This is a genomic window from Bacteroides sp. NGMCC 1.200775 (assembly GCF_040798045.1).
Taxonomy (GTDB): domain Bacteria; phylum Bacteroidota; class Bacteroidia; order Bacteroidales; family Bacteroidaceae; genus Bacteroides; species Bacteroides hominis.
In genome coordinates this window covers 114604-137095 of sequence record NZ_JASCQK010000010.1, presented here as the reverse complement: position 1 = coordinate 137095, position 22492 = coordinate 114604, and the positions used below count along the sequence as shown (strand labels likewise).

The window sequence follows — 22492 nt, the reverse complement described above, 5'->3', positions numbered from 1 at the left end:
AGCAAAGAAAGCAAGCTTTCTTCCTGATGCCCCTCGACTTGCATGTGTTAAGCCTGTAGCTAGCGTTCATCCTGAGCCAGGATCAAACTCTTCATTGTAAAAGTATTGTTATATATCCCAATAAGGGACAATATTAGCTCTGTTCAGGATGTCGAAAATTTATTGACGGTCATTTTTTCATATACCTATATAATAAGTATTGACGGTTCTAAATTTACTTGTACTACTTGTATTGTTTATCAATTTTTCAAAGAACTCTTCTTTTCGATTGCGCTTCGTTTCAAAAGCGGGTGCAAAGGTAAAAGGTTTATTTTAAAACACCAAATGTTTTTGGAAGTTTTTTTTTAAAATGTTTCTTTCGAAGGGAAATCTTAAACTATCTATAGATAGGAAAAGAACCAAGAAAAGAAACTGCCTTTTCTTTGCGAATCGGACGACAAAGATAACTACTTTTTAAGTATATAACCAAATAAATTCGGAAATATTTTTCGGGGTAGATCTCTTAAGCGGATCCGAGCGCTTTTGCAACATGTCAATTTCAATAGGCTTTCCCTCTCTTGGAAAGCGGGTGCAAAAGTACGCGATTTACCAATACAAGACAAATTATTAAAGGTCTTTTTTTGAATAAAAAGTGAATTTTATTGTAAGTAACTGAGGAATAGAGCTATTGTTAAACATGTTTTTTGAAGAGGGAGGGAAAGGGAAAAGGGGGACACATTATTATAATATAGAGGGAAAAGAAGAAAGAAAGAAGACCAGGAGGACAGAAAGGGGAAAAGCAGGATACGGACAGACGAAAAAAGGGAAAAACAAAACTTAGTCAAGGGATTTTATTACTCTCAGAAACACCTGTAAGGAATCAGACGAAAACATAAAAAGTTGCTGGCAGGGTTGTATCCTTGTCAGAAGTATCTGTAAAAAAGAGGAGGATTTCACGGGATACAGTCTTTTCAGTACTCTCCGGTTGCGACAAGATTGAGTAGAGAAATCAGAAATCCAGCGGCTTTTGGCGTTAACATTGTTAATTGCGATTGAGGGAACATTTGTTTTAAAAGCGGAAATAACAAGGCTCTTACATTTAAAAGGTTTGTTATTTGAAGACAAAAGACTTGATTTAACACAGCGTTAAATCAAACGACGGAGAAGGAAGAGGATAAAGGTAGGAAAGTATTGGAAATGAAGAAGATGGAGAGAAGAAGGATTGTTTATCGAAAAGAGGGATACAAGGCGGACGGAAAGGGATAGTTGCGATTCGGGTAAGTATGGTTGCAAAGGATTTTCAAAAATGCTACGGGAAGTGGAAACCAGAGGGGGCAGTACCTTTAAAACAAAAGGCGAGCTGGTTTTAAACCAAATAAAGTGAGCGTACAGGGGGCTGTGGAGCCGATTTTTGCCAGACAAGGAAACGGTTCAGAAGAAAAACATCAAAAAAAGATATACGGATTTGAAAAAGAGAGAGAGCAAGCAAGAAAGGAAGAGAGAGGAAGGGATAGCGATAATATTACCACATATCCCCTACTCCATTTTCTTCCTCCGACAAAAATTCCTATCTTGTTCCAAAGAAAAAACTAGGAACCAAGCAACACTTACGTATGAAAGAGAAGAACTTTACCCGATTCATGGATACCATGATCGAAAATCTAAAAACGGGCAATGCACTGGGAACAGCCCACATTTACCAAGCGAGTAAAAATGCATTCATTACTTTTCTGGGAAAAGAAGAAATCTATTTCCGACAGATAAAACCGGAACTACTGAAGTGCTTTGAGTACTTCTTGAGAAGCCGAGGGAATAGTTGGAATACAGTATCGACCTATATGCGAGTCCTGCGGGCAGTTTATAATCGGGCTGTAGACCGAAAGTTGGCACCATACATGCCCAGACTCTTCAAAAAGGTATACACCGGCACTCGAACAGACATCAAACGAGCACTGAAGCCGGAAGACATGGGACGATTGCTCAATACACAGTCTACCCGGAAACAGACTGAAACCTTGCGACGTACCCATCAATTGTTCGTATTGATGTTCTTATTGCGAGGTCTTCCGTTTGTAGATCTGGCTTATCTGCAAAAAACTGACTTAGATGGAAATACACTCACTTATCACCGTCACAAAACAGGCAGTCCACTCACCGTCACTGTGCCGAAAGAAGCCATGGATATCATCGACGAATGGAAGAATACAGATCCGGACGCTACTTACCTATTTCCAATATTGGAAGAAAACGAGAAAAGTCAAGATAATTATAGAGTATATCAGCAAGCATTACGGACATTCAATTATCAATTGGCAAAGTTGGCGGATCTACTTGGATTCAACAGCAATATCAGTTCGTACACCGCACGCCATACATGGGCAACACTTGCCTACTATCTGGAAGTGCATCCGGGGATTATCAGTGAAGCAATGGGACACTCCTCCATTAAAGTGACGGAGACTTATTTGAAGCCTTTCAATGTTAAGAAATTAGATGAAACAAATAAGAGCATAATTAAATATGCGAGAGAGGCATATACCAAATTAAATTACTGATTAACAGCTCTGTTACTTTATAGGTAACTCTTTTGTAAGTGTTTGGCAAACATATACCTTTTTTCACAAAAAAGCAAATTAAGAAACATTTTTTTTCAAGACAAAGAGAAAATAATTCCTTCATAGATAGAAAATGATTCCCACAGGCTCCGGTTTGTTGTGAAGTTGTCTCAAAGAATTGCATGCTTCTTCCCCTCTTTGCTTATTGTGGAAGCAAAGAGTCACTCTTTTATTATACCTTATTACATATAAGATTCACTTTCCAACTCCTGGATTCCCCTACAAGACGCTTCTTACGTCCCAAACGATTCATTTACTGTTACCTATAAAGTAACGGTAGATAGAGGTATTATACAGATAGAGGCAAAGCCGGAATTGGCAAGAGAGAAACATTGATTTACTTACATAACATTTTTTATTAACACTTAAAAACAGAGGTATGAGAAAATGGACTTATCTCGTAGCTGCGCTCTTAGTGGGAGGGGCAACTACAACATTCACCGGATGTATCGATAATGATGAACCGGCAGGAATCGAACAACTTCGCGGAGCGAAAGCGGAATTCATTAAGGCAAAAGCCGCCTATGAAAGTGCATTGACCGAAATCCAACTGGTCAAGGTAGAACGGGAAAAAGTTAAGCTTGAGAAAGATCAGGTTGACTTGGAACTGAAAAAATGCAGTTTAGAAGCAGAACAAGCTAAAACAGCAGAACAAAAAGCTTATTGGGAAGCTGAAGCTCAAAAAAGAACTGAAGAGTTCAAAGCAAGGATGTTCGAGCTACAGACACTTACCGCACAAGCTGAGTATAACAACAAAAAAGCCTTGATGGAAATCGAAGTGGCTTTGCTGACAATGAAGGATGATGTGTATACCAAAGAAATCCGGAAGTATCGGAACTTATTAGTTGGATTTACATATAAATCCGAGTCTACCACCAATGGAGAAACAACTACTACAACAAATTCCAGCTATGGTGCATTAGCTGATTTAGCGAATGCAAAATCAGAGTTGATGAAAGCAGAAGTTGCCGAGATTAACTACTTATCTCAAAACAAATATTATCTGGAAGAATTGCAATTGGATAAAACACACGCCACTAAAACACTGGAAATCCAGCAAAGTTTATTGGAAGAATACAAAGCACTGGACGCAACAGGTACAGACAGCAAAGTTCTCGCAGATAAGCTGAAAGGCTATAAAACCGATTTGCAGGCTCTTGACGCTAAAGAAGACGAAGCCTATACCAAAATCGAAGAAATGAGAAAACCGATCTTCCCTATTAATCAACAAATTATTGAAGAAAAGATAAAGCTGGACGCCCAATCCTCTGCTTATACTTTGGCTAAGGCAGATGTAGATCCTGCTTTGGTGAGCGGATTATACAGCGCATTGTCAGTCGAAGAGGGTGAAGACGCACTCGTTGAAGATCTTGATGAAATCTTTGTTGAGGATGCTTGGGACGCAGAATTGCTGAAATACCAATACACCATGAAGAAAGATGTAGTGGTTAAAGATCTTAGCCTCAATGAAAAAGCAACTAAAATAGGAGCCATCGCCAATGCTATAAAGGCATATTATCAAGGAGAGAATAGCGAAGCGTTCGATGCCAGCGGAAAATTACTGGATGCATACAAAGCTAAATTTGAAAATGAACTTAAGCGTTTAGAAATTGATAAGAAACCGGCTTACGCCCAGTTCAAAGCTGATTCTATCACATGGATCGACGCATACGCTGCTTATGTAGGAGCACTGAAGGCTTATAATAACTATAAAGGAGCCAACACTTATCAAGCGATTAAGAAAGAGATCACAACTTATAACAGCTTAAAAGCTGAAGACAAGAAGTTGGAAACAGCCAACACACTGCGTACCTCCATATTGGGATACCTTGAAAAGAGAAAAGCGGTAGACGGTCTTAACGTAGAATTCGCTACTAATTATAAAGACGCTTTAACGGACGCTAATCTGGCTACTTTCAATGAAGCAATTGCAACTGCAGTAAGTAACGATATAAGTTCATTAATCGGCAATGAAACTCTTGCAACATCATTCAATGCTAAAGCTGAAGGTAGCACACTCTCTGCCTTCTTGGAGGCTAATCAAGCACTGTTCGGTGGTTCAACGCTTAATCTTGAAAAGAGCATCGAACCTAAAGAAGTATCAGCAAATAAATATGATATGCCCAAAAATGTTTCTCAGTTGATTGAAGATCCCGACGAAAATTCAGGTTCATTCATTAAATACTCCAATTTAGCCCAGGAATCTAACTATCTGGCTAACCTCGACAAATGGCAGGCTTTGTATGCCAAGATCAAGGCAGAAGCAGATCCTGTACTTGCAGAAGTGGAAGCTATCAACGAAAACATAGAAAAACTGGAAGCACAGATCAAAGATGAAAACGCCGCATTGTGGCAGGCAGAATTGGCTTGCTACCTGATTAAAGGTGATAAGTCGAAACGTAAAAACAATATTTTCTCTGAAGGTAACCCTTACAAAGACTACTATACTTCTAACGAACAAAAACCACTTTTGGGTAATGTCGTAACTGAGTATTCCAAGATTGAAGCCGAAATTGCCCTTGTTGGAAGAGCTATGGAAGATGGATACTTCTACTATACGTATTATGATGCCGACAGCCATACCTATAAGGTAAGCGAAAATAGCAAGACCTTGAAAAGTTTACTTGAATATCAAGAAGGAATTATTACCAAAGCGAAGAGCGCTGTAGAAACTATTGACAACAAAATTGCTTTGTTTGAGAAATTCGGATATACCAATAACGAAGGCAATGAACAGTATCTTGACCTGCTTAAACAAAATATCGAAAAGGCTCAAAGAACAGTAGACGAAATGCAAGCAGCAGTGGATGGCTTGAACGCAACCCTGAAGAAACTCTTGGACGCTTACGCAGCTGAATAATAAAAAATTAAAGAAGAATATATATGATAAAGAAACTATGCATAATCCTTCTGTCTGTATGTACTGTTGCGCCTGTGATGGCGCAGCAATACAGCAGCAGCGATGATGCGTCGTTTGCTCCTAAAAAAGGTCAGTGGCAAGTATCCATGATACTGGGTAGTTCGCAGATGTTCAACAACAATACGGAGAACTATCTGTTGCCTACCTACTGGAACGGACAAAACTATAGCTTTCCGAATGTAGGATTAGGCAATACATCCGGACACCAGTCATCCGATCCGGCTACTTACCTTCAACTGGGAGATTTGAATTCTAATAATTTGGTCAATATCATCGGTATACAGGGAAAATACTTCCTGACAGACCGTTGGGATGTTAATCTGATGTTCAGCATGAACATCGGTGTAACCCCCAAAAAGGATTATATCGAGGGAGACAAGACGGTTACCGATATGCAGATTCCGGCTCTTCAATATATGGAAGGCAGAATCAAAAACAACTGGTCGGTTAATATTGGCTCAAACTATTACTTCAACACAAAAAACGAACGCATCAATCTGTATGTAGGTGGCCTGCTGGGCTGGCAAATGGGAAGAATAGAAACCACACTTCCGTATACCGGAGTCATGGTAAATGATAAAGATATGGACACAGATGGAGATGATACCAATTTACAACCGAGTCAAGATCCGAGCGGACAGGACAATAGTCCGGTCGTAGACGATGGAGACGTCACAGGTACTCCCCTGGAGGTTTATATCCCCAACAGCAAAGCCGGACAGATATTCGGTTTACGCGCAGCAGCCGTTGCGGGTATCGAATACAGCCTCAGCAAAGGACTGATCCTGGGATTTGAAGTTCAACCGGTAGCTTATCGCTACGACATGATTCAGATTATCCCGAAAGGAACACCCGTCTATAAGGTAGGACATCACAACATCAACTTGTTTGCTCTGCCCAACCTGAAAATAGGATTTAGATTTTAAATAAGTCCAGAATACTACGAAAGATCACCCCGTTCTACCTTCGGGTATGTATGGGGTGATTTTTTCTAAACCATAGGATAGATAAGAAGAAGATGAAAAGAGAACTCACAGGAATTTTGTTGATAGTCCTCATAATGGGAGCCTGCAACCATGCACCCCAAGAAGGGACTTACCACCTCAGAGGAATAGTGACCAACGAGAAACTGGAAGGCAGAACCATCTATCTGCAAGATGCTGTCAAAGGCACAGTGAGATATGACAGCACTACGGTGAGTGAAGGACGCTTTGTGTTCAGTGGAAAAATAAATGCTCCTGAAGTGAGGGAACTCTTTATTCAGGAAACTGACAGCGACCGGTTCCCCATCACTCTACCCATAGTTCTGGAACCAGGAGAGATCAACACAAAAGTAGGAGACATCGTACTGGTGGAAGGCACCGGACTGAACGAGGAGATGATGCAGACCTTGGTAGCCATCGACCGGTTCAAAGACCGGGATTTCACCGGGAAAGAGATAAAAGAAATTAAAGAAGCTTTTGCGGGATTTGTGTTGGAACAGATTGTGAAACACGCCAGCAGCCCTGTAGGAAAGTATTTATATAAAGCCTATCAAAACAAACTAAACGAAAAGCAACAGGCCGAAGCACGAAAAACACTCGGCATCGGTTAGGGAAAACATACCGGAACACACAGGCAGGAGTTTTACCTAGTTCTCTGCCTGCCCGGTACTTTTAGTGTTGCACCGGAAAGCTCCGTGAGGAGGTTTCCGGTTTCTCTTTCTCTCCCTTGCCCCAACCGGAACAGAATGTATCAGAACTGGAAGTAGATGAACGGCTGAATTTCACTACTCTTCATTTGGATAACCAGATAGATCATAGCCACCATCACAAGGGCCTTGCCAAGGAAAGGGAGTTTGATAACTCCACGACAAACAGCATTTTCCCAACTATCCGGAGCAAAATGAAGCAGAAACCCGACTACCATCAGTGCAAATACCCGCCAATATCCCTCAATCAGTTGCGGAAAAAGCTGGGGACGAAAAGCCGTAAAAATCTGGTTCAACATATCCATTGAATTATGAAAATCGGCGTTACGGAAGAAAATCCAGCAGAAACAAACAAAGTGGAAGGTAATAATGACACCCAATACCCGCCGAATGCCGTGACTGGTCTCCCCTTTTTTCCTTCCGGCGATAGACATCCACGCTTTGTGTAGAGCAAGTGCCACACCATGAAAAGTGCCCCACAATACAAAATTCCAGGAAGCCCCGTGCCACAATCCACCGAGAAACATGGTAATAATCAGATTGAGATACTGACGGAACTTTCCATGTCGGTTACCCCCCAAGGAGATATAAAGATAATCGCGCAACCAACTCGACAACGAAATGTGCCAACGCCTCCAGAACTCGGTGATCGAGGCTGACTTATACGGAGAATTAAAATTCAGATTGAAATGAAAACCAAGCAAAAGGGCGATACCGATTGCCATATCACTGTATCCTGAAAAATCACAATAAATCTGCAAGGCATAACCATAAAGTCCCATCAGATTCTCAACTCCCGAATAAAGCGTAGGATTGTCAAAAATACGCTCCACAAAGTTGACACTGATATAATCGGAAATAACCGCTTTTTTGAACAATCCGGCGACAATCAGGAAAATGCCTCTACCGAACATCTCTTGTGACACATACAATGGTTTACGAATTTGCGGAATAAAATCGCGTGCCCGCACGATAGGGCCTGCCACCAACTGAGGAAAGAAAGAAACATAAAAGGCATAGTCCAGTAAACTGGTAAGGGGCTTGATCTCTCTCCGGTAAACATCGATAGTATAACTTAACGACTGGAAGGTGAAGAAAGAGATGCCGACAGGCAAAAAGATATCGAGTGCGGTGAACTCTCCCCCCATCAGCGAAGCAATGACACCACCAAGAAAATTAGTGTATTTGAAGTAGCAGAGCAATCCTAAATTGACCGATACACTAAGTATTACCCATAGTTTACGCTTCCAGCGGACATCGGTCCGATCCATCAGCCAGGCTATCACAAAATCGGTAACGGTGACAATGGCGAGCAGGAAGAAATAAGTACCACTACTCTTATAATAAAAATAATAAGAGAAAAGAGCGACAAATAAAATACGCGCTGTGTTGCGGTGCTGCAACAGTGTATAGATTACCATGAACGCAGCGAAGAGCCAAAGGAAAATTCCACTGCTGAATATCATCGGAGCATCCGGATTGTATTTAAAGGCCTCCAACAGGCGGCTAAAATCGATATCAATGGGAAACATACTCATTATAGGCTTTAATAATGGCTTCATATAATAATTCTCCCTGAAGTGTATAACCTTCGGGAAGATAGTGCACATGATCCGGACGCATCAGTCCCGCATCTATCCAGTTTTTGCAGGCACGCAGGCTTCCGCCTACGATATTGTACATATCCCACACCACCAACTTGTGGCGGCGGGCAAAATCATGGATTGTGTTCACTGCTGTTACCGTACGGGGATTGACAGCATAAGTACGACGCCGGCGACGTTGACGGAAACTCTCGTAAGATCCCGGAGGAGTAGTCAGCAAGATAGGTACATTTGGCAAACTGTCGCGCAACAATCCGAGCAGTTCCTCCATCTGCCGGTAATGCACATTCGAATTGTACTTCCGGTTATGACTTTCATTCGTTCCAAACGAAAGAACCAACAGCTCGGGTTTCAAGGCTGCAATAGCCGCAATACGGTCAGGATGAGTAAACGTCAGGCAAGTAGCTCCATTGACTCCCATATCCGTATAGGACACCGCTCCAAATGTTTCTGTCAGCCGGGCACCGGTAGTACGGGGAAAGATGTGTCCGCGTATGTGGCTGTCACCAATATGAACAATACGTACGGTATCCTCCGAACTTCCGTTTTGCACCAGCCGTAAACGCTCAAGTATGGGAGTCAACACTCCCAGGCTGTCTATGATTTCATTTCTCCCCACTCCTCTGAAGGCTACGGGAAAAGTAACTTTCACAGAAACAGTATCTCCCAGCGCCCCCGGTTCACGCATCGGCTTGCAGGCTTTCGTACCCTTGTCCATCCGCGGGCAGGCAGGCAAAAGATCTTGTGCCTGAACCGAAAAAATTCCGGAAAACAAAAGGAGTAACACCCCCAACCGTTTATTCAGCCTCATAGGCCTTTCTCCTTTCATACTGTTCTTTTCCATAAATCAATGTTTCGTATAGTAGTCCTGCCAGGTGACGTCCACCCCGGAAGTTGATGTGTGTATAATCATAATTAGCCAAAGAAGGCTTGGCATGTACCAACCCTGCCATACTTCCGTCACCTCCCATAGCCTCAAACATGTTCCAGAAAGCAATTCCGCTTTCCGCTGCTATGCTTTGCTGATAGCGAATCAGGTTTTTCACACCGGGCATCGTGCGTAATTCGCCGGTATCGGTCTTATAATCGCGGTCACCCACACTCAGCAACAAAAAACCGGATTGTGGAAAACACTCTTTCAAGTGGTTTATGGCCGTAAGAAGGCCTTTCTTATAAGGATCGTAGTTCCGTCCCCGCTCGGTCGCAACATTCAGACCATATTCCAGAATAATCAAGTCGTAGGGACGCTGGGCATTAAACTCTTGCAGCATCTTTGACGGAATGCTGCGAAGCGAGAGTCCCGAACTGCCGCGCAAGGAGAAATTGTCGACAATAATCCCTTGCGTACCATCCATTGCCAATCCATAAAATAAAGTAGAATCTGCCTGATTGATATCCCAGCGCACCGAGCCGATGCGACCGTTTACCTTCATCTGCTGCAAACTGCCGGTAGAAGGGAATTCCCGTGTATCAGTCTCACCACGGTTGACACGAACGGAAAGGCTGACTTCGCCTTTGTTATAGAAAAAGATGGAAGCTGTCTGGCAAGTATCGAGCAGGGAAGCATATTTATTCTGTCCCCGGAGTTCGACATAGGCCCCTTCACGAGGAACGAAGTAGTGTCCGGAAACTCCTTGCTTCTTTTTGTCGAAATAAACGCTATCGGTCACTGCATGACTGGACCATCCGCCAAAAGAATGACGTACCGTCGGACGGTATCCACTGGTCATCGAAGTAATGGTAACAAAACCGACACCACACCCACCGAAACGTTTCTGCAACATCTCACGAAGATCGGCAGTGAAAATATCTGCCTCAATAAAAGAATCGCCAAATACTGCTATCCGCACCAACCGGCCTTTCGATTGAATCTCGTCCAAGGCACGATAAAAAGGAGTCATTCCCCGCATCGTAGAGTCACTATAATCTTCGATACAGGTCATCCCACTGCGACACGTATCTACAAATGCAGGTTTCACTACCGGGACCGGAGGCAGGCTGTCTGCTTCCGCTTCATCTTTATCAGGTTCAGGCATACGGACATCGCTCAGCAAATCTACTCGTCTCATTGTATGTCCGTCGATCGTTATAGCCGGCAGCCAGTGCATTCCGATCAATGCAAACAAGACAATCAATGTCAGCCACAACGAATATTTCAAATAATTTTTCATGCACGCTCTTAATTTAATAAGAAGTTGCAAAGATAGATAAAACCCATAAAAAGAGAGGAGAATCTACATTAAATTAATGAGATTCTCCTCTGATGTTATCTGTCGGCAGGCGTTAAATGCTCTGCTCCACGTTGGTGACAAAAGCTCTCAGGCCAAGCTGCTCTGTCTGCATGTCCATCTTATGCAATGCATCCAGCAACGGGTCAACCTTCTTGTCGTCCACCACCGTGATGATGGCCGAACACATACTGGGCCAGGCATGGCTGCCGAAGTGGGGATCGCCTGTCTTCGAGCCACGTCCCTGTACCCGTTCCAAATAGGTGAAACCACGGCAACTCAAACGGTCCAGCAAAGCAATGATACGTTCGAAATAAGCCTGATCGAATGTGATTAATACTGATTTCATATCTTGATTTCTTCTTTATTATTTCTTAATCATTTCATCTTTATGCTCCTCAAAGTAAGCTTCCAGCTCACGTTTGCGTCTCAACACTTTACGCTGATGCTTGATACCTGTACCGGCAAATACACAGTATAAAGTAGGGATGAGAATCAAGGTCAGAATGGTAGAAACCGTCAAACCGCCAATTACGGCAATCGCCATCGGACTCCACATCTCCGAACCCTGTCCACCACCGATTGCCATCGGAATCATACCGAGGACAGTAGTAGCAGTGGTCATCAATACCGGGCGAAGACGGCTCTTGCCGGCTGTTACAACGGAGTTAAGCACTGCCAATCCACGCTCACGGCAAAGGGTGATGTAGTCGATAAGCACAATACCATTCTTTACAACGATACCGATCAACATGATGGCCCCCAACAAACTCATCACACTCAGTGTGCTCTTTGTGAAGAAAAGGGCCATCAATACCCCACTGAAAGCAAACGGCAATGAGAACATAATGATAAACGGATAAGTCAATGATTCGAACTGCGCTGCCATTACAATAAATACCAGTACGACAATAAGGATAGCAAGTGTACCCAAGTCGCGGAACGAATCTTGCTGGTCTTCGTATGAACCGGCTACCTGAATTGTTACATCCGACGGAATATCCATCTTATCGATAATGGCGTTACCCGCATTCACCACGTTACCCAATGCTTCGCCGGAGATAACCGCCGATACGGTCACAATACGTTCACGGTCTTTACGCTCGATGGTAGGTGGCGCAAAACGTTCGACAACCTTTCCAAGCTCTTTTACGCGTACGGCTTCTCCACGACTGTTATAAATAAGGATATTCTCGATGCTTTCAATACTTGTACGGTGTTCTGGCGCATAACGCACTTTAATGTCATATTCGTCTCCATCCTCACGGTATTTAGAGGCAATGGCACCATTAATACGGTTACGCAGATAATTACCGGCGGTTGCCAGATTCAATCCGTGCAAAGCCAGTTTCTCACGATCGAAGTCTACCTGATACTCGGGCTGATAGTCACTACGGCTGATGTTGACTTCCGACACACCTTTCACATTGAGCAACTCACGTTTCAGACGTGCAGCTACGCTATCGGTTTCCTCCATACTATAACCATATACCTCAAAATCGGCACTTGCCTGAGCAGACATACCTGTGTTACTACCACCCAGGATGACCTGCGCTTTGCTGAACTCCGGATATTTCTTCAGATCTTCACGCATTTCGTCACAGACTTGTTCAAGGCTGATATCACGATCACCCGGATCGACCAGACTGATGTTGAACGATATAATGTGCGAACCGTTATCCTGCATAGAGGCCCAGGTATTGTCTGAGTCGGCCTGTCCTACCGTATAGTTACATACAGTCATTACACCTTTATATTTGTTCAGCCATTGGTTAGTCAGTTTCTCCGAAATCTCCTGTGCCAGCTCTTTGCGTGTTCCGATAGGTAACTCCAGCTGAACTGCGATACGGGCATTATCCTGCGCCGGGAAGAATTCAGTACCGATGCTCTTGGCACAGAACAGGCTGACGACAAAGAACACGATACAACCGAAGATAACAATCGGACGATGCCGAACTGCCCAATTCAACATATGGGCATAGCCTGTATCCAAAGCATCCAGTCCTTTCTCAATAGGGCCGAAAAGGAGCTTGAAGGTCTTCGATTGCCTCTTCTGTAAACGCAACAACTGCGAACAGAGCATCGGGGTCAATGACAAAGCAGCCACAGTAGAGATAAACATGATGGCACACATCATCCATCCCAACTGCTTAAACATCACTCCGGACATACCACTTACCATCGTCAACGGGAAGAACACCGCAATCATGGTCAGTGTGGAAGCAATAACGGAGATAGCCACCTCATTGGTTCCGTGCACCGCAGCCTGTTTCGGATCGGAACCACGTTCGATGTGGGTCGTCACATTTTCAAGTACCACAATCGCATCGTCCACCACCATACCGATGGCAATAGAAAGAGACGAAAGTGAGATGATGTTAATCGTATTTCCGGTGACGGCCAGGTAAATAAACGAGGCAATCAGCGAAAGCGGAATAGTGATACATATAATCAATGTCGCACGCCAACGTCCCAGGAAAAGGAACACCACGATGACAACGAATAAAAGGGCATACAATACGGTCTCGGCCAAACTGTCGATGGTGTTGAGGATGTTGTCCGATGTATCGACAATCACTCCCAGCTTCACATCACTCGGCAAATTCTTCTGCAACTTAGGCAGAGCCTCGGCCACCTTCTTAGAGATATCTACGGAATTGGCTCCCGATTGCTTCTGTACGACAATCATGGCACCTTTCACTCCATTATTATATGTTTCCTGAGCGCGCTCTTCTACCGTATCGACTACCCGGGCCACATCACGCAAATAAATATTTGCCCCATTGTAACTACCTACTACAACATCTTCCAGTTGGCCCGAATCGTCAAACTCTCCTTCAACACGCAGCGAATAAGTCTCGTTACCGATATCGAAGTTACCACCGGGGATATTTTTGTTCTCGGCACCAATAATCGAGCTGATTGTTTCAATGGTCAGATTATAGGCTTCCAGTTTGTTAGGGTCACAATAGACCTGGATCTCACGTTGGGGCGCACCACTGATGGATACCGTACCCACACCGGGGATACGTGCCAACGGGTTAACAACACGGTCGTCCAGAATCTTATATAATGCCGACTGGCTTTCATTAGCTTGTACCGACAGCAGTACAATCGGAATCATGTCAGTACTGAACTTGAAGATGATGGGGTTCTCCACATCATCCGGCAGCTGAGAGCTGACCATATCCAGTTTGTCGCGTACATCATTTGTCAGTACATCGATATCGTTACCATATTCAAACTCTAATGTAATCAGAGACATATTTTCGGACGAACGGGAAGTGATATGCTTCAGGTTGCTGACAGCATTCAGCGTATTCTCCAACGGACGAGTCACGTTGTTTTCTATATCCGAAGCACTTGCTCCGGGATAGGCGGTCATTACCATGATCGTATTCGTATCGATATCCGGATACAAGTCGATAGGCAATTTGGACAAAGAGAAGAGACCAAAAATCACCACTGCAAGAAAGCAGAGGGAGGTCATAATCGGTTTTTTTACCGCTCCTTCGTATAAACTCATTTTTCCTAATTATTAAAAGTGGATAATGTACCGATATGCCGTAAATGGTGTCCCATACATTATAAGGAAACACACGGCATACGGTTACATTGATTCATTATTTTTCTACTTCTACCTCAGTGCCGTTGATCAATCGGGTTTGACCGGCAATGACTACCTGAGAATTGTTGGGTACACCGGACTTCAACTCATACTCAGCACCCATGCGGCGTCCCAGTTCGACCTTATTGTATGTCACCTTTCCATCTTTGTATACATACACATAGCGGTCACCGGCACCTGCCTGTTTCACAATCGCCAGATCGGGAACAACCACATTCTCTTCCGTACCGAAGTTCAGACTGGCACGGGCAAACATTCCCGGACGTACTTTCTGATTCTGATTAGGCAACTGAATCTCTACCTGGAATGTACGGGTAGTCGGATCGATTGTCGGATAAATCAGGCTGATTTTGCCTTCGAAAGCCTCATCGCCATAAACATCCAGTTTCACATCGACAGGAGCACCTTTTTTCACTTTGGTAAAGTAAACCTCGGATACGTTGATCAGCAGCTTAACCGGAGTGATCTTCTCGACGGTCAGCACCGGATTGCCTCCGCTGTACATATCACCGCTATCATAATTGCGGGCAGTCACCACACCGCTGATAGGACTCAGCAAAGAAGTATTCTCCAGCAAATTCTGGTAAGCCGTTTTCTTTACGTCATAGGCCATCTTCGCAGCATCCCATTCCGATTTGGAAGCACCACCCACTTTATAAAGTTCGTCAATACGCTTGAACTCCACTTCCTGGTTGTCCAGTTGCAGTTTAGTCTGTTTCAGGTTGGCAGCATCCATCTGTACCAGTCTCTGTCCTTTGGATACATGATCGCCTACCTCTACAAAGATTTTATCAATACGCACCGGTGATGAAGGCGCAATGTTATTCTTCACTTCAGCTTCTACAGTTGCCGTGTATTCCTGTATCTGTTCTACCGGGCGCGCTGTTACATCAGCCAATTTTACTTTTGGCTTTTCTTCTGTTTTTTCAGCGGCACCTTTGTCTTTTCCTCCAGTGCACGAGCCCAATAGCACAACGGCGAGCAGGGCTACTAATTGGAAACATCTTTTCATATTCAAATTTTAATTGTTGTGTGTTTAGTTACTCTGTTACCTCTTCTCTTCCCAATACCTGATCAAGATCAGCCTTTGCAACCAGATAGTCGTAAATAGACTGATTGTAGGTCAACTGGGCCTGTGTGAGCGCCACTTCCGAATCGTTCAGTTCAAGGATAGTCCCTTTTCCCACTTCATAACGTTTCTGGGCAATGAGACGTCCCTTTTCTGCTTGTACGATTCCTTCTTTATTGCTGACCACCTGTTCAGTGCTTGCGGCCATATTGTCCAGATAGCTGGTGGCCTGCATAGTCAACTGACGCTGTACGTTGGTACGGTTCTCGGTCAATTGCTGCATCTGAATCTTGGTCTGCTTCACCTTCGTAAAGTTACTTGCCTTAAACAAAGGAATACTCAGGCTCAAACCGACAGTAGAATATGGAAACCACTTATAGTGTGACATCTTAAAGTCGTTATTCAGTGATGTATACGAATAGTTGAAAGATGCAGCCAGCGTCGGCATAAAGTTAGTCCGCTGAACAGCCAGCGTCTTCTTCAACAAATCGGCATTTAAATCCAATTGCTTCAAATCGCTGTTATTATTCAGGTTCAGCTGGTTGCTTTCCATCTGGCGACGGAACATCACCATTTCATAATCCTTCAGGTTACCGTCAGCGGCAATAGCTACATCGGTATCCATCCCCATCAGCACCTGCAACTGCAAACGGGCAAGATTCACCCCGTTACGGGCGGAAACAACCGAAGGTTTCAGGCTGCGCACCTGTACATCGGCGCGAATCTTATCGTACTCGCTAACCGTACCTTGCTCGTATTTGGCTTTCACCACTTCATAGTTAGCCTCTGCCTGTGCATAGCTCTGCAGAAGCACCTCGTAGCTGTCCTGTGCCAATAGCAGTTGATAATACGCCTTGGTCACTTGATTCACCAGATCGAGTTTTGACGAGCGTGCCTTCTCAACAGCCAGTTCTACATCCGATTTAGTCAGATTAATACTCTTGTAAAGTGCCGGAGCAAAAACGGGCAGACTCACATTCAGTCCTCCGCTATACGAGTTGTCCGAACCTACCTGGATGGTCTGCGACTCTCCGCCAAAATCCATCACCATTGTCTGTTTTTTCAGTGTCCGCGAATAAGAACCTGTCAACGAAATCTCCGGAAATAATCCTCCGTATGCCTCCTTCTTAGCCTCTTTTTTCAGCTGAATCTCTTGGCCGGCCACTTTCATTGTGGGGTTTTCGCTCAACGCAATTTCCAGTGCTTTGTCAAGCGTCAGTTGCAAGGTGTCTTTAACCTCCTGTGCCTGTACATAACCCACCGAGAGCAGTACAGCCACCGCTAAAAGCATCTTTTTGCTTAAGAAACATTTCATTTTGTTCATACAATAATTTTAGTTGTTTATCCTGGGAACTTCTTTGTGCTTCCCTATCTTAGTGTATTCTTTGTTTTCTATATTCCGTTATGAAATCTTCCAATACCCGTGCTCCTTTCTCTGTGGAAATTCCACGGATGTAGGTAAACATAATCGCCTCGTAAACCTCGAGGAAAGAATATTTATTGCAAATATCCGTATTCATCAACAGGTCGAGCTGCTCGTGAACCAACAGGTTGACAATGGCAAAGTTTACATCATCTCTGAATATCCCCTGTTTAATGCCCATCTTAAAAAACTCGATCGTACTGTCTGAGTCTCTTTCCCGGTAATTCTTCAGCAAGCTGTGAACTTTCGGATATTTCTTTATGTCCTCGAAAAAACGTTTGTTCGTTCGATGGAATGTCTCAATGCTCCGCTGATAGCATACAAGTATAACTTCAAGAACATTTTTCGAGTTAGCCAAAGTTTCCGCCAAGAAGGTATTCATCTCCTCCTGACGCTTTAAAATACACTCGGTCAGCAAGCTCTCTTTATCTTGAAAGACCTCATAAAGTGTACGTTTCGATATACTTAAGGACGCAGCAATGTCGTCCATCGTAATACTTTTGATACCATGTGCAGTAAAAGCTTCCGAAGCTGTCTCAATAATTCTGTCTCTTAGTTCCCCTCTTTGTGAGTTCTCTTTCACATTCTCAATCATTAACCCGTTCTTTTGTTGTTAGACTATCGATTATCAGCGTTTTCGCCTAATAGAAACGAAAAACTGAACAAAGATAAGCAGAAAACTCGACGGGATAAATCAGTTTCCTAATTATGCATACATATTTGATAAATATTATAACTTTCCAAACGAAAATCGAAACAAGTGTTAACAGAAATCAATGATGCAAAGATAAGGCTAAGAGATACTTTCAGAAAGGTATTCCCGCCCACCGAAAGAGAAAAATCGATAAACGACGGATATATTCCGATGAATAGGGAAGAAGAAAACCCCTCTCCCGCCCCTCTTCCGTGCAGGGAGAAGGGCAGACATTCAGAGGGGTGCTCTATCTATATCGCCTGCGGGATATAGACAGCTTGTAGAAAACGGACTTAATACTCAGACCTTGTCCGATTGAGGAAAGCGACCGTTTTATGAATTTCTTTGTACATCACGATATCGTCTTTCACAAACGGGACTTCTTTACGATATGCAGCCAGATATCGCTCAAGTATAGGTGAGGTTTTTGCCGGACGTCGAAACTCTATTCCTTGTGCGGCATTCATCAACTCGATGGCGAGAATGTGTTCCAGATTATCCATCACCCGAAAAAGTTTAGTGGCGGCATTAGCTCCCATACTGACATGATCTTCCTGACCGTTGGAAGAAACGATAGAATCGCTCGAAGCCGCATAGCAGTACATCTTGTTCTGGCTGACCATGGATGCGGCGGCATATTGGGGAATCATAAAGCCGGAATTAAGTCCGGGATTGGCAACCAAAAATTCCGGTAGCCCACGTAGCCCCATGATTAATTGTGCCACACGCCGCTCAGAGATATTGCCCAATTCGGCCATCGCAATGGCAAGGAAATCGAAAGAGATGGCCAACGGCTGTCCGTGGAAATTTCCACCGGATATGATCTGATCTTCGTCCGGAAAAATAGTGGGGTTGTCCGTCACCGAATTAATTTCGGTCAGCAACACAGAGGAGACATACCGGATGGCATCTTTCGTTGCCCCGTGTACCTGGGGGATACAACGAAAAGAGTACGGATCCTGCACATGCTTTTTGGGACGGGCTATCAACTCGCTTCCCTGCAACAAACGACGGAATATTTCTCCTGTCTCAATCTGTCCCGGATGGGGCCGGATCTGCTGAATACATTCCATAAAGGGATCAATACGCCCATCGAAAGCTTCAAGCGAAAGGGCGGCAATCATATCTGCTTTCTTTGAAAGCCGCTGTGCTTTGAGCAAGGCAAAAACTCCGTTGGCACTCATAAACTGAGTACCATTCAGCAAAGCAAGCCCCTCTTTGCTCATCAGCCTTACAGGCTCCCAGCCAAACTCGTCGAGCACACTGATGGCTTCACGCTTCTTACCTTTATAATATACATCGCCCACCCCGATCAAAGGCAAGAAAAGATTGGCCAGCGGTGCCAAATCGCCCGAAGCTCCTAAGGAACCACGGTCATAGACAATGGGCATCACGTCATTATTGAAGAAATCGAGAATGCGCTGCACAGTGATGACTTGCACTCCGCTATGCCCCAAAGACAGGGCATGTGCCTTGAGCAACAGCATCAACTTGACTATAACCGGACGAATCTCCTCGCCTACACTGCAAGCATGGCTTTTCACAAGGTTCTCCTGCAAGGTGCTGAGTTCATCGGGTGATATGCTTTTACTGCACAACGAACCGAATCCGGTAGTGATACCATACAACGGTTCAGTGGAAGCAGCTATTTTCCGGTCGAGATAGTCACGGCATTTCCGAATGCGCTTTTGGGCTTCCGGAGCCAGTTCCAGTTTCAGATTTTCGTTAATAATGCGTTCGATGATTCCGAAAGTCAGTTCACCGGAGCCTACGTAATAGACATTATTCATTGATTCAGTTCTTGGTTGACAACTTCAAGTAATTCTTTCTCCCGCGTACAGGCCAATTGCTCCAGACGGCAGGCTTCCCGCTTCAATTCGTCGACAAAGGCTGTGTCTTTGAGCGAAGCCAGATTGATGCGGACATTCAGCAAAGCCCCCAATACCGCCGAACGGGCAGCCATCATGGCTACACAGGCATCGGTAATGGCATTTCGGTTACCCAGACGGGCTACATCGGCTATAATCTCCATCAACTCGCAGGCATTGCGTGCCACCTGCATCGGGATGAGTGCCGCAAAACGTGTGGCTTCCTGAATAGCAGCGCTCCGGGCAGCTTTCTCTTCATCCGTGGTCTTAGGCAATTTAAAACAACCGAAAACACGATCATACGCCTCGGAATCACGATCGATGTATTCGACAAAAAGCTCTTGCTGTCCAATGCTCAGGCGGGATATATGCTTCATCAGCTCCTCATGTTCCTCATACCCTTTCTTTCCAACGGTCAGTCCGGCTACCATGGCAGTCAGCGCCGAAGCCACAGCACCATTGAGAGCCGCTATACTACCACCTCCGGGTACAGGATCGCTACCGGCTACTTTATCTAAAAACTCTTTTACGGTTAATTCTGCTAACATAGTTCTTCTGATATTATCGGGTTTATATTTCAGACAGACGGATAAAGCACTCCGCCTTTAATAGTCGTATTTACGCAATTCATCCCTACATAATAAGGTAGAATATTATAATCGTCAGAATCGAGCACTACAAAATCGCCCTTTTTACCCACTTCGATGCTGCCAATGGAATCGGCACGGTTAAGGGCAGCCGCACCATTCAGAGTAAGAGCCGTAATGGCCTCTTCTACAGTGAACCGCATATGGATGCAAGCCAAGGCAAACGTCAGAGGTATGGAGCCGGAGAAACAACTTCCCGGATTCAGATCTGTAGCCAATGCCACGGCACATCCGGCATCGATCATATCCCGTCCGCGGGCATAGGGTTCCTTCAATGCGAAGGCAGTGAGCGGAAGGAGCGTGGCAACCACTCCCTTACGGGCCATAGCTTCGATACCTGCATCGGAAGCATGCAACAAATGGTCGGCAGAGACGGCACCTAACTCAGCAGCCAGTTCGGCCCCTCCTAAAGAAACGATCTCGTCGGCATGAAGTTTCGGTAAAAGCCCGTAATCTCTGGCGGCTGTCAGCAAACGACGTGACTGTTCAACGGAAAAGACACCCTCTTCACAAAACACATCGCAAAACTCGGCCAATGAATCCCGCTGAATGACGGGAAGCAGTTCACGGATCAGGAAGTCGATATAGTCATCGGGACGGTCTTTGTATTCGGAAGGCAGCGCATGTGCTCCCAGGAAGGTAGGCACAATATCCACGCGCGTACATTCATCATTATTCAGGCTACGCATCACTTTGAGTTGCAGCAATTCCGTTTCACGGTTCAGTCCGTACCCGCTTTTACCTTCAACGGTGGTGATCCCCATGGAGGTCATCTTCCTCAAAAGTCCCTCTGCCCTGGAACGCAGGTAGATGAAAGAGAGTTTCCGGGTAGCTTCCACTGTACTGGCAATGCCACCGCCCCGCTGCATGATAGACATATAGCTCTCTCCTTTGAGACGCCAAGAAAACTCTTCGGCACGCTCACCCCCAAAGACAAAATGGGTATGTGAATCGACAAAACCGGGCAGCAGACATTTTCCGCGGGCATTGTAGTGCCAGAAGTGATGATAATACCCGTCACGTATTTCTCCCCGGTTGGGACCGACGTAAGTGATGGTGCCATCCACAACTTCGACTGTCGCATTCTCCAAGATTTGGAGTTCCGCCATCTCCTTTCCTTTCCGGGCTGAAAAGCCGAGAGGAGTTACTACTTTGGCATTAAATATGATTAAGTTTTCGCTCATGGTCCTTTATTCCATTATACGTGATTCGAGCACCTGCTGCATAGAAAAATTCTCCAAACCGAGATAATAAGAGGCGGTATCGATCAGTGCTTCCATCGGGACAAGCCCCACAATCTCGCTTCCAATAATAGTCACCCCATAACGGCGAGCCTCGATACGCACCAGCTCAAAGGCACGATAGAGGGCCGTACGGGTGTAATCGGTCATATTGATGGACACTTGGGTAATGTTCCGCTCTTTCAGTTCCACTCCCATCGCCTTGACATAACGCAGACCACCGTTGATGTGACGGATGTTCCTGGCAATCTTGGTCGCTATCTCAAGATTATCGGTACTCAGGTTGATATTATAGGCTACCAGAGGCATACGGGCACCAATAGCAACTGTACCGGCCGTAGGATGCCGGTCTGCCGGACCAAAATCCGGCTGCCACTCGGGAAGTTTGATTTTCTCGGCCATTCCTTCGAACTCACCTTTACGCACGGCAGCAAGATTTTCACGATGGGGAGCGGTCGCCGACTTTTCATATAGAAAAACGGGAAGATGATAGAGTCCGGCTACTTTCTCCCCCACCTCGCGGGAAAGAGAGACGGCTTCATCCATCGTCACGTTTTTAATAGGGATGAAAGGCACTACATCGACTGCTCCCATACGGGGGTGCTGTCCCTGGTGATGATTGAGATCTATCAGTTCCACCGCAACACCGATAGCTTCGATAACGGCATCCCGCAAGGCTTCCGGTTCACCGACAAGAGTCACCACCAGCCGGTTATGATCTTCATCATTGCTATAGTCGAGCAACTTTACTCCTGCACGGGCACGAAACGGAGCAACAATACGATCTATTTTTTTAAGATCACGCCCTTCACTGAAGTTGGGAACGCATTCCACGATTTTATTCCAATTCATAATTGTAATGGTTTTGAGTATTATTCACCACAGA

Annotated in this window: 16 protein-coding genes and 1 rRNA gene; 4 read left to right on the top strand and 13 right to left on the bottom strand. The window is 44.8% G+C overall.

Annotated elements, in window-relative coordinates; all coding sequences use genetic code 11:
* Positions 1–98 (bottom strand): 16S ribosomal RNA (locus QK890_RS19435); the annotation flags it as partial.
* 1494 nt (positions 99–1592) lie between these two features.
* Here QK890_RS19435 and QK890_RS19430 point away from each other — a divergent pair.
* From QK890_RS19430 to QK890_RS19415, 4 genes are all read left to right on the top strand, one after another.
* Positions 1593–2534, top strand: coding sequence for a site-specific integrase (locus tag QK890_RS19430; protein WP_005782272.1), 942 nt, complete (start codon positions 1593–1595; stop codon positions 2532–2534).
* Positions 2535–2973: 439 nt separating this feature from the next.
* A complete protein-coding gene (locus QK890_RS19425; protein ID WP_220576078.1) occupies positions 2974–5454 on the top strand; it encodes a hypothetical protein in 2481 nt (826 codons plus the stop codon).
* Between the two features lie 23 nt (positions 5455–5477).
* Positions 5478–6440 (top strand): BT1926 family outer membrane beta-barrel protein, encoded by a 963-nt coding sequence (locus tag QK890_RS19420; protein WP_005811308.1) that lies wholly within the window; start codon positions 5478–5480, stop codon positions 6438–6440.
* Between the two features lie 92 nt (positions 6441–6532).
* Entirely contained in the window at positions 6533–7108 is a 576-nt protein-coding gene (locus QK890_RS19415; protein WP_220392319.1) for a DUF4369 domain-containing protein, read from the top strand.
* A 140-nt stretch (positions 7109–7248) separates the two neighbouring features.
* On the opposite strand, the gene QK890_RS19410 is transcribed toward QK890_RS19415, so the two are convergent.
* The 12 genes from QK890_RS19410 to ftcD all read right to left on the bottom strand — a co-directional run bounded on the left by QK890_RS19410 (position 7249) and on the right by ftcD (position 22458).
* Complete coding sequence (locus QK890_RS19410) at positions 7249–8736, bottom strand: MBOAT family protein (protein ID WP_005822100.1); 1488 nt, start codon at positions 8734–8736, stop codon at positions 7249–7251.
* The gene (locus tag QK890_RS19405; RefSeq protein ID WP_175413960.1) at positions 8723–9619 is read right to left on the bottom strand and encodes an SGNH/GDSL hydrolase family protein; all 897 of its coding nucleotides are present in this window, start codon (positions 9617–9619) and stop codon (positions 8723–8725) included. The genes QK890_RS19410 and QK890_RS19405 overlap by 14 nt, the downstream gene beginning before the upstream one ends.
* Entirely contained in the window at positions 9606–10979 is a 1374-nt protein-coding gene (locus QK890_RS19400; RefSeq protein WP_032531560.1) for an SGNH/GDSL hydrolase family protein, read from the bottom strand. Before QK890_RS19400 ends, QK890_RS19405 begins: the two co-directional genes overlap by 14 nt.
* Positions 10980–11091: 112 nt before the next feature.
* Entirely contained in the window at positions 11092–11385 is a 294-nt protein-coding gene (locus QK890_RS19395) for a PG0541 family transporter-associated protein (RefSeq protein WP_367627512.1), read from the bottom strand.
* 18 nt (positions 11386–11403) lie between these two features.
* Positions 11404–14562 carry an efflux RND transporter permease subunit gene (locus QK890_RS19390; protein ID WP_367627511.1) on the bottom strand — a complete coding sequence of 1053 codons (3159 nt, stop codon included), beginning with the start codon at positions 14560–14562 and terminating at the stop codon, positions 11404–11406.
* A gap of 97 nt (positions 14563–14659) precedes the next feature.
* Positions 14660–15676: an efflux RND transporter periplasmic adaptor subunit gene (locus tag QK890_RS19385; protein WP_005811320.1), complete on the bottom strand. Its 1017-nt coding sequence runs from the start codon at positions 15674–15676 to the stop codon at positions 14660–14662.
* A gap of 28 nt (positions 15677–15704) precedes the next feature.
* On the bottom strand, positions 15705–17057 hold the full coding sequence (locus QK890_RS19380; RefSeq protein WP_122143392.1) for a TolC family protein: 1353 nt from the start codon (positions 17055–17057) through the stop codon (positions 15705–15707).
* A gap of 49 nt (positions 17058–17106) precedes the next feature.
* A complete protein-coding gene (locus tag QK890_RS19375) occupies positions 17107–17751 on the bottom strand; it encodes a TetR/AcrR family transcriptional regulator (RefSeq protein WP_005782249.1) in 645 nt (214 codons plus the stop codon).
* Positions 17752–18143: 392 nt separating this feature from the next.
* Positions 18144–19640, bottom strand: a complete 1497-nt coding sequence (gene hutH, locus QK890_RS19370) for a histidine ammonia-lyase (RefSeq protein WP_005811324.1) — start codon at positions 19638–19640, stop codon at positions 18144–18146.
* Positions 19637–20266: a cyclodeaminase/cyclohydrolase family protein gene (locus tag QK890_RS19365; RefSeq protein WP_005782244.1), complete on the bottom strand. Its 630-nt coding sequence runs from the start codon at positions 20264–20266 to the stop codon at positions 19637–19639. The genes hutH and QK890_RS19365 overlap by 4 nt, the downstream gene beginning before the upstream one ends.
* Positions 20267–20295: 29 nt before the next feature.
* Positions 20296–21549 (bottom strand): imidazolonepropionase, encoded by a 1254-nt coding sequence (hutI, locus tag QK890_RS19360; protein ID WP_005782242.1) that lies wholly within the window; start codon positions 21547–21549, stop codon positions 20296–20298.
* Positions 21550–21555: 6 nt separating this feature from the next.
* Entirely contained in the window at positions 21556–22458 is a 903-nt protein-coding gene (ftcD, locus tag QK890_RS19355; RefSeq protein WP_005782240.1) for a glutamate formimidoyltransferase, read from the bottom strand.
* Positions 22459–22492: the final 34 nt, after the last annotated feature.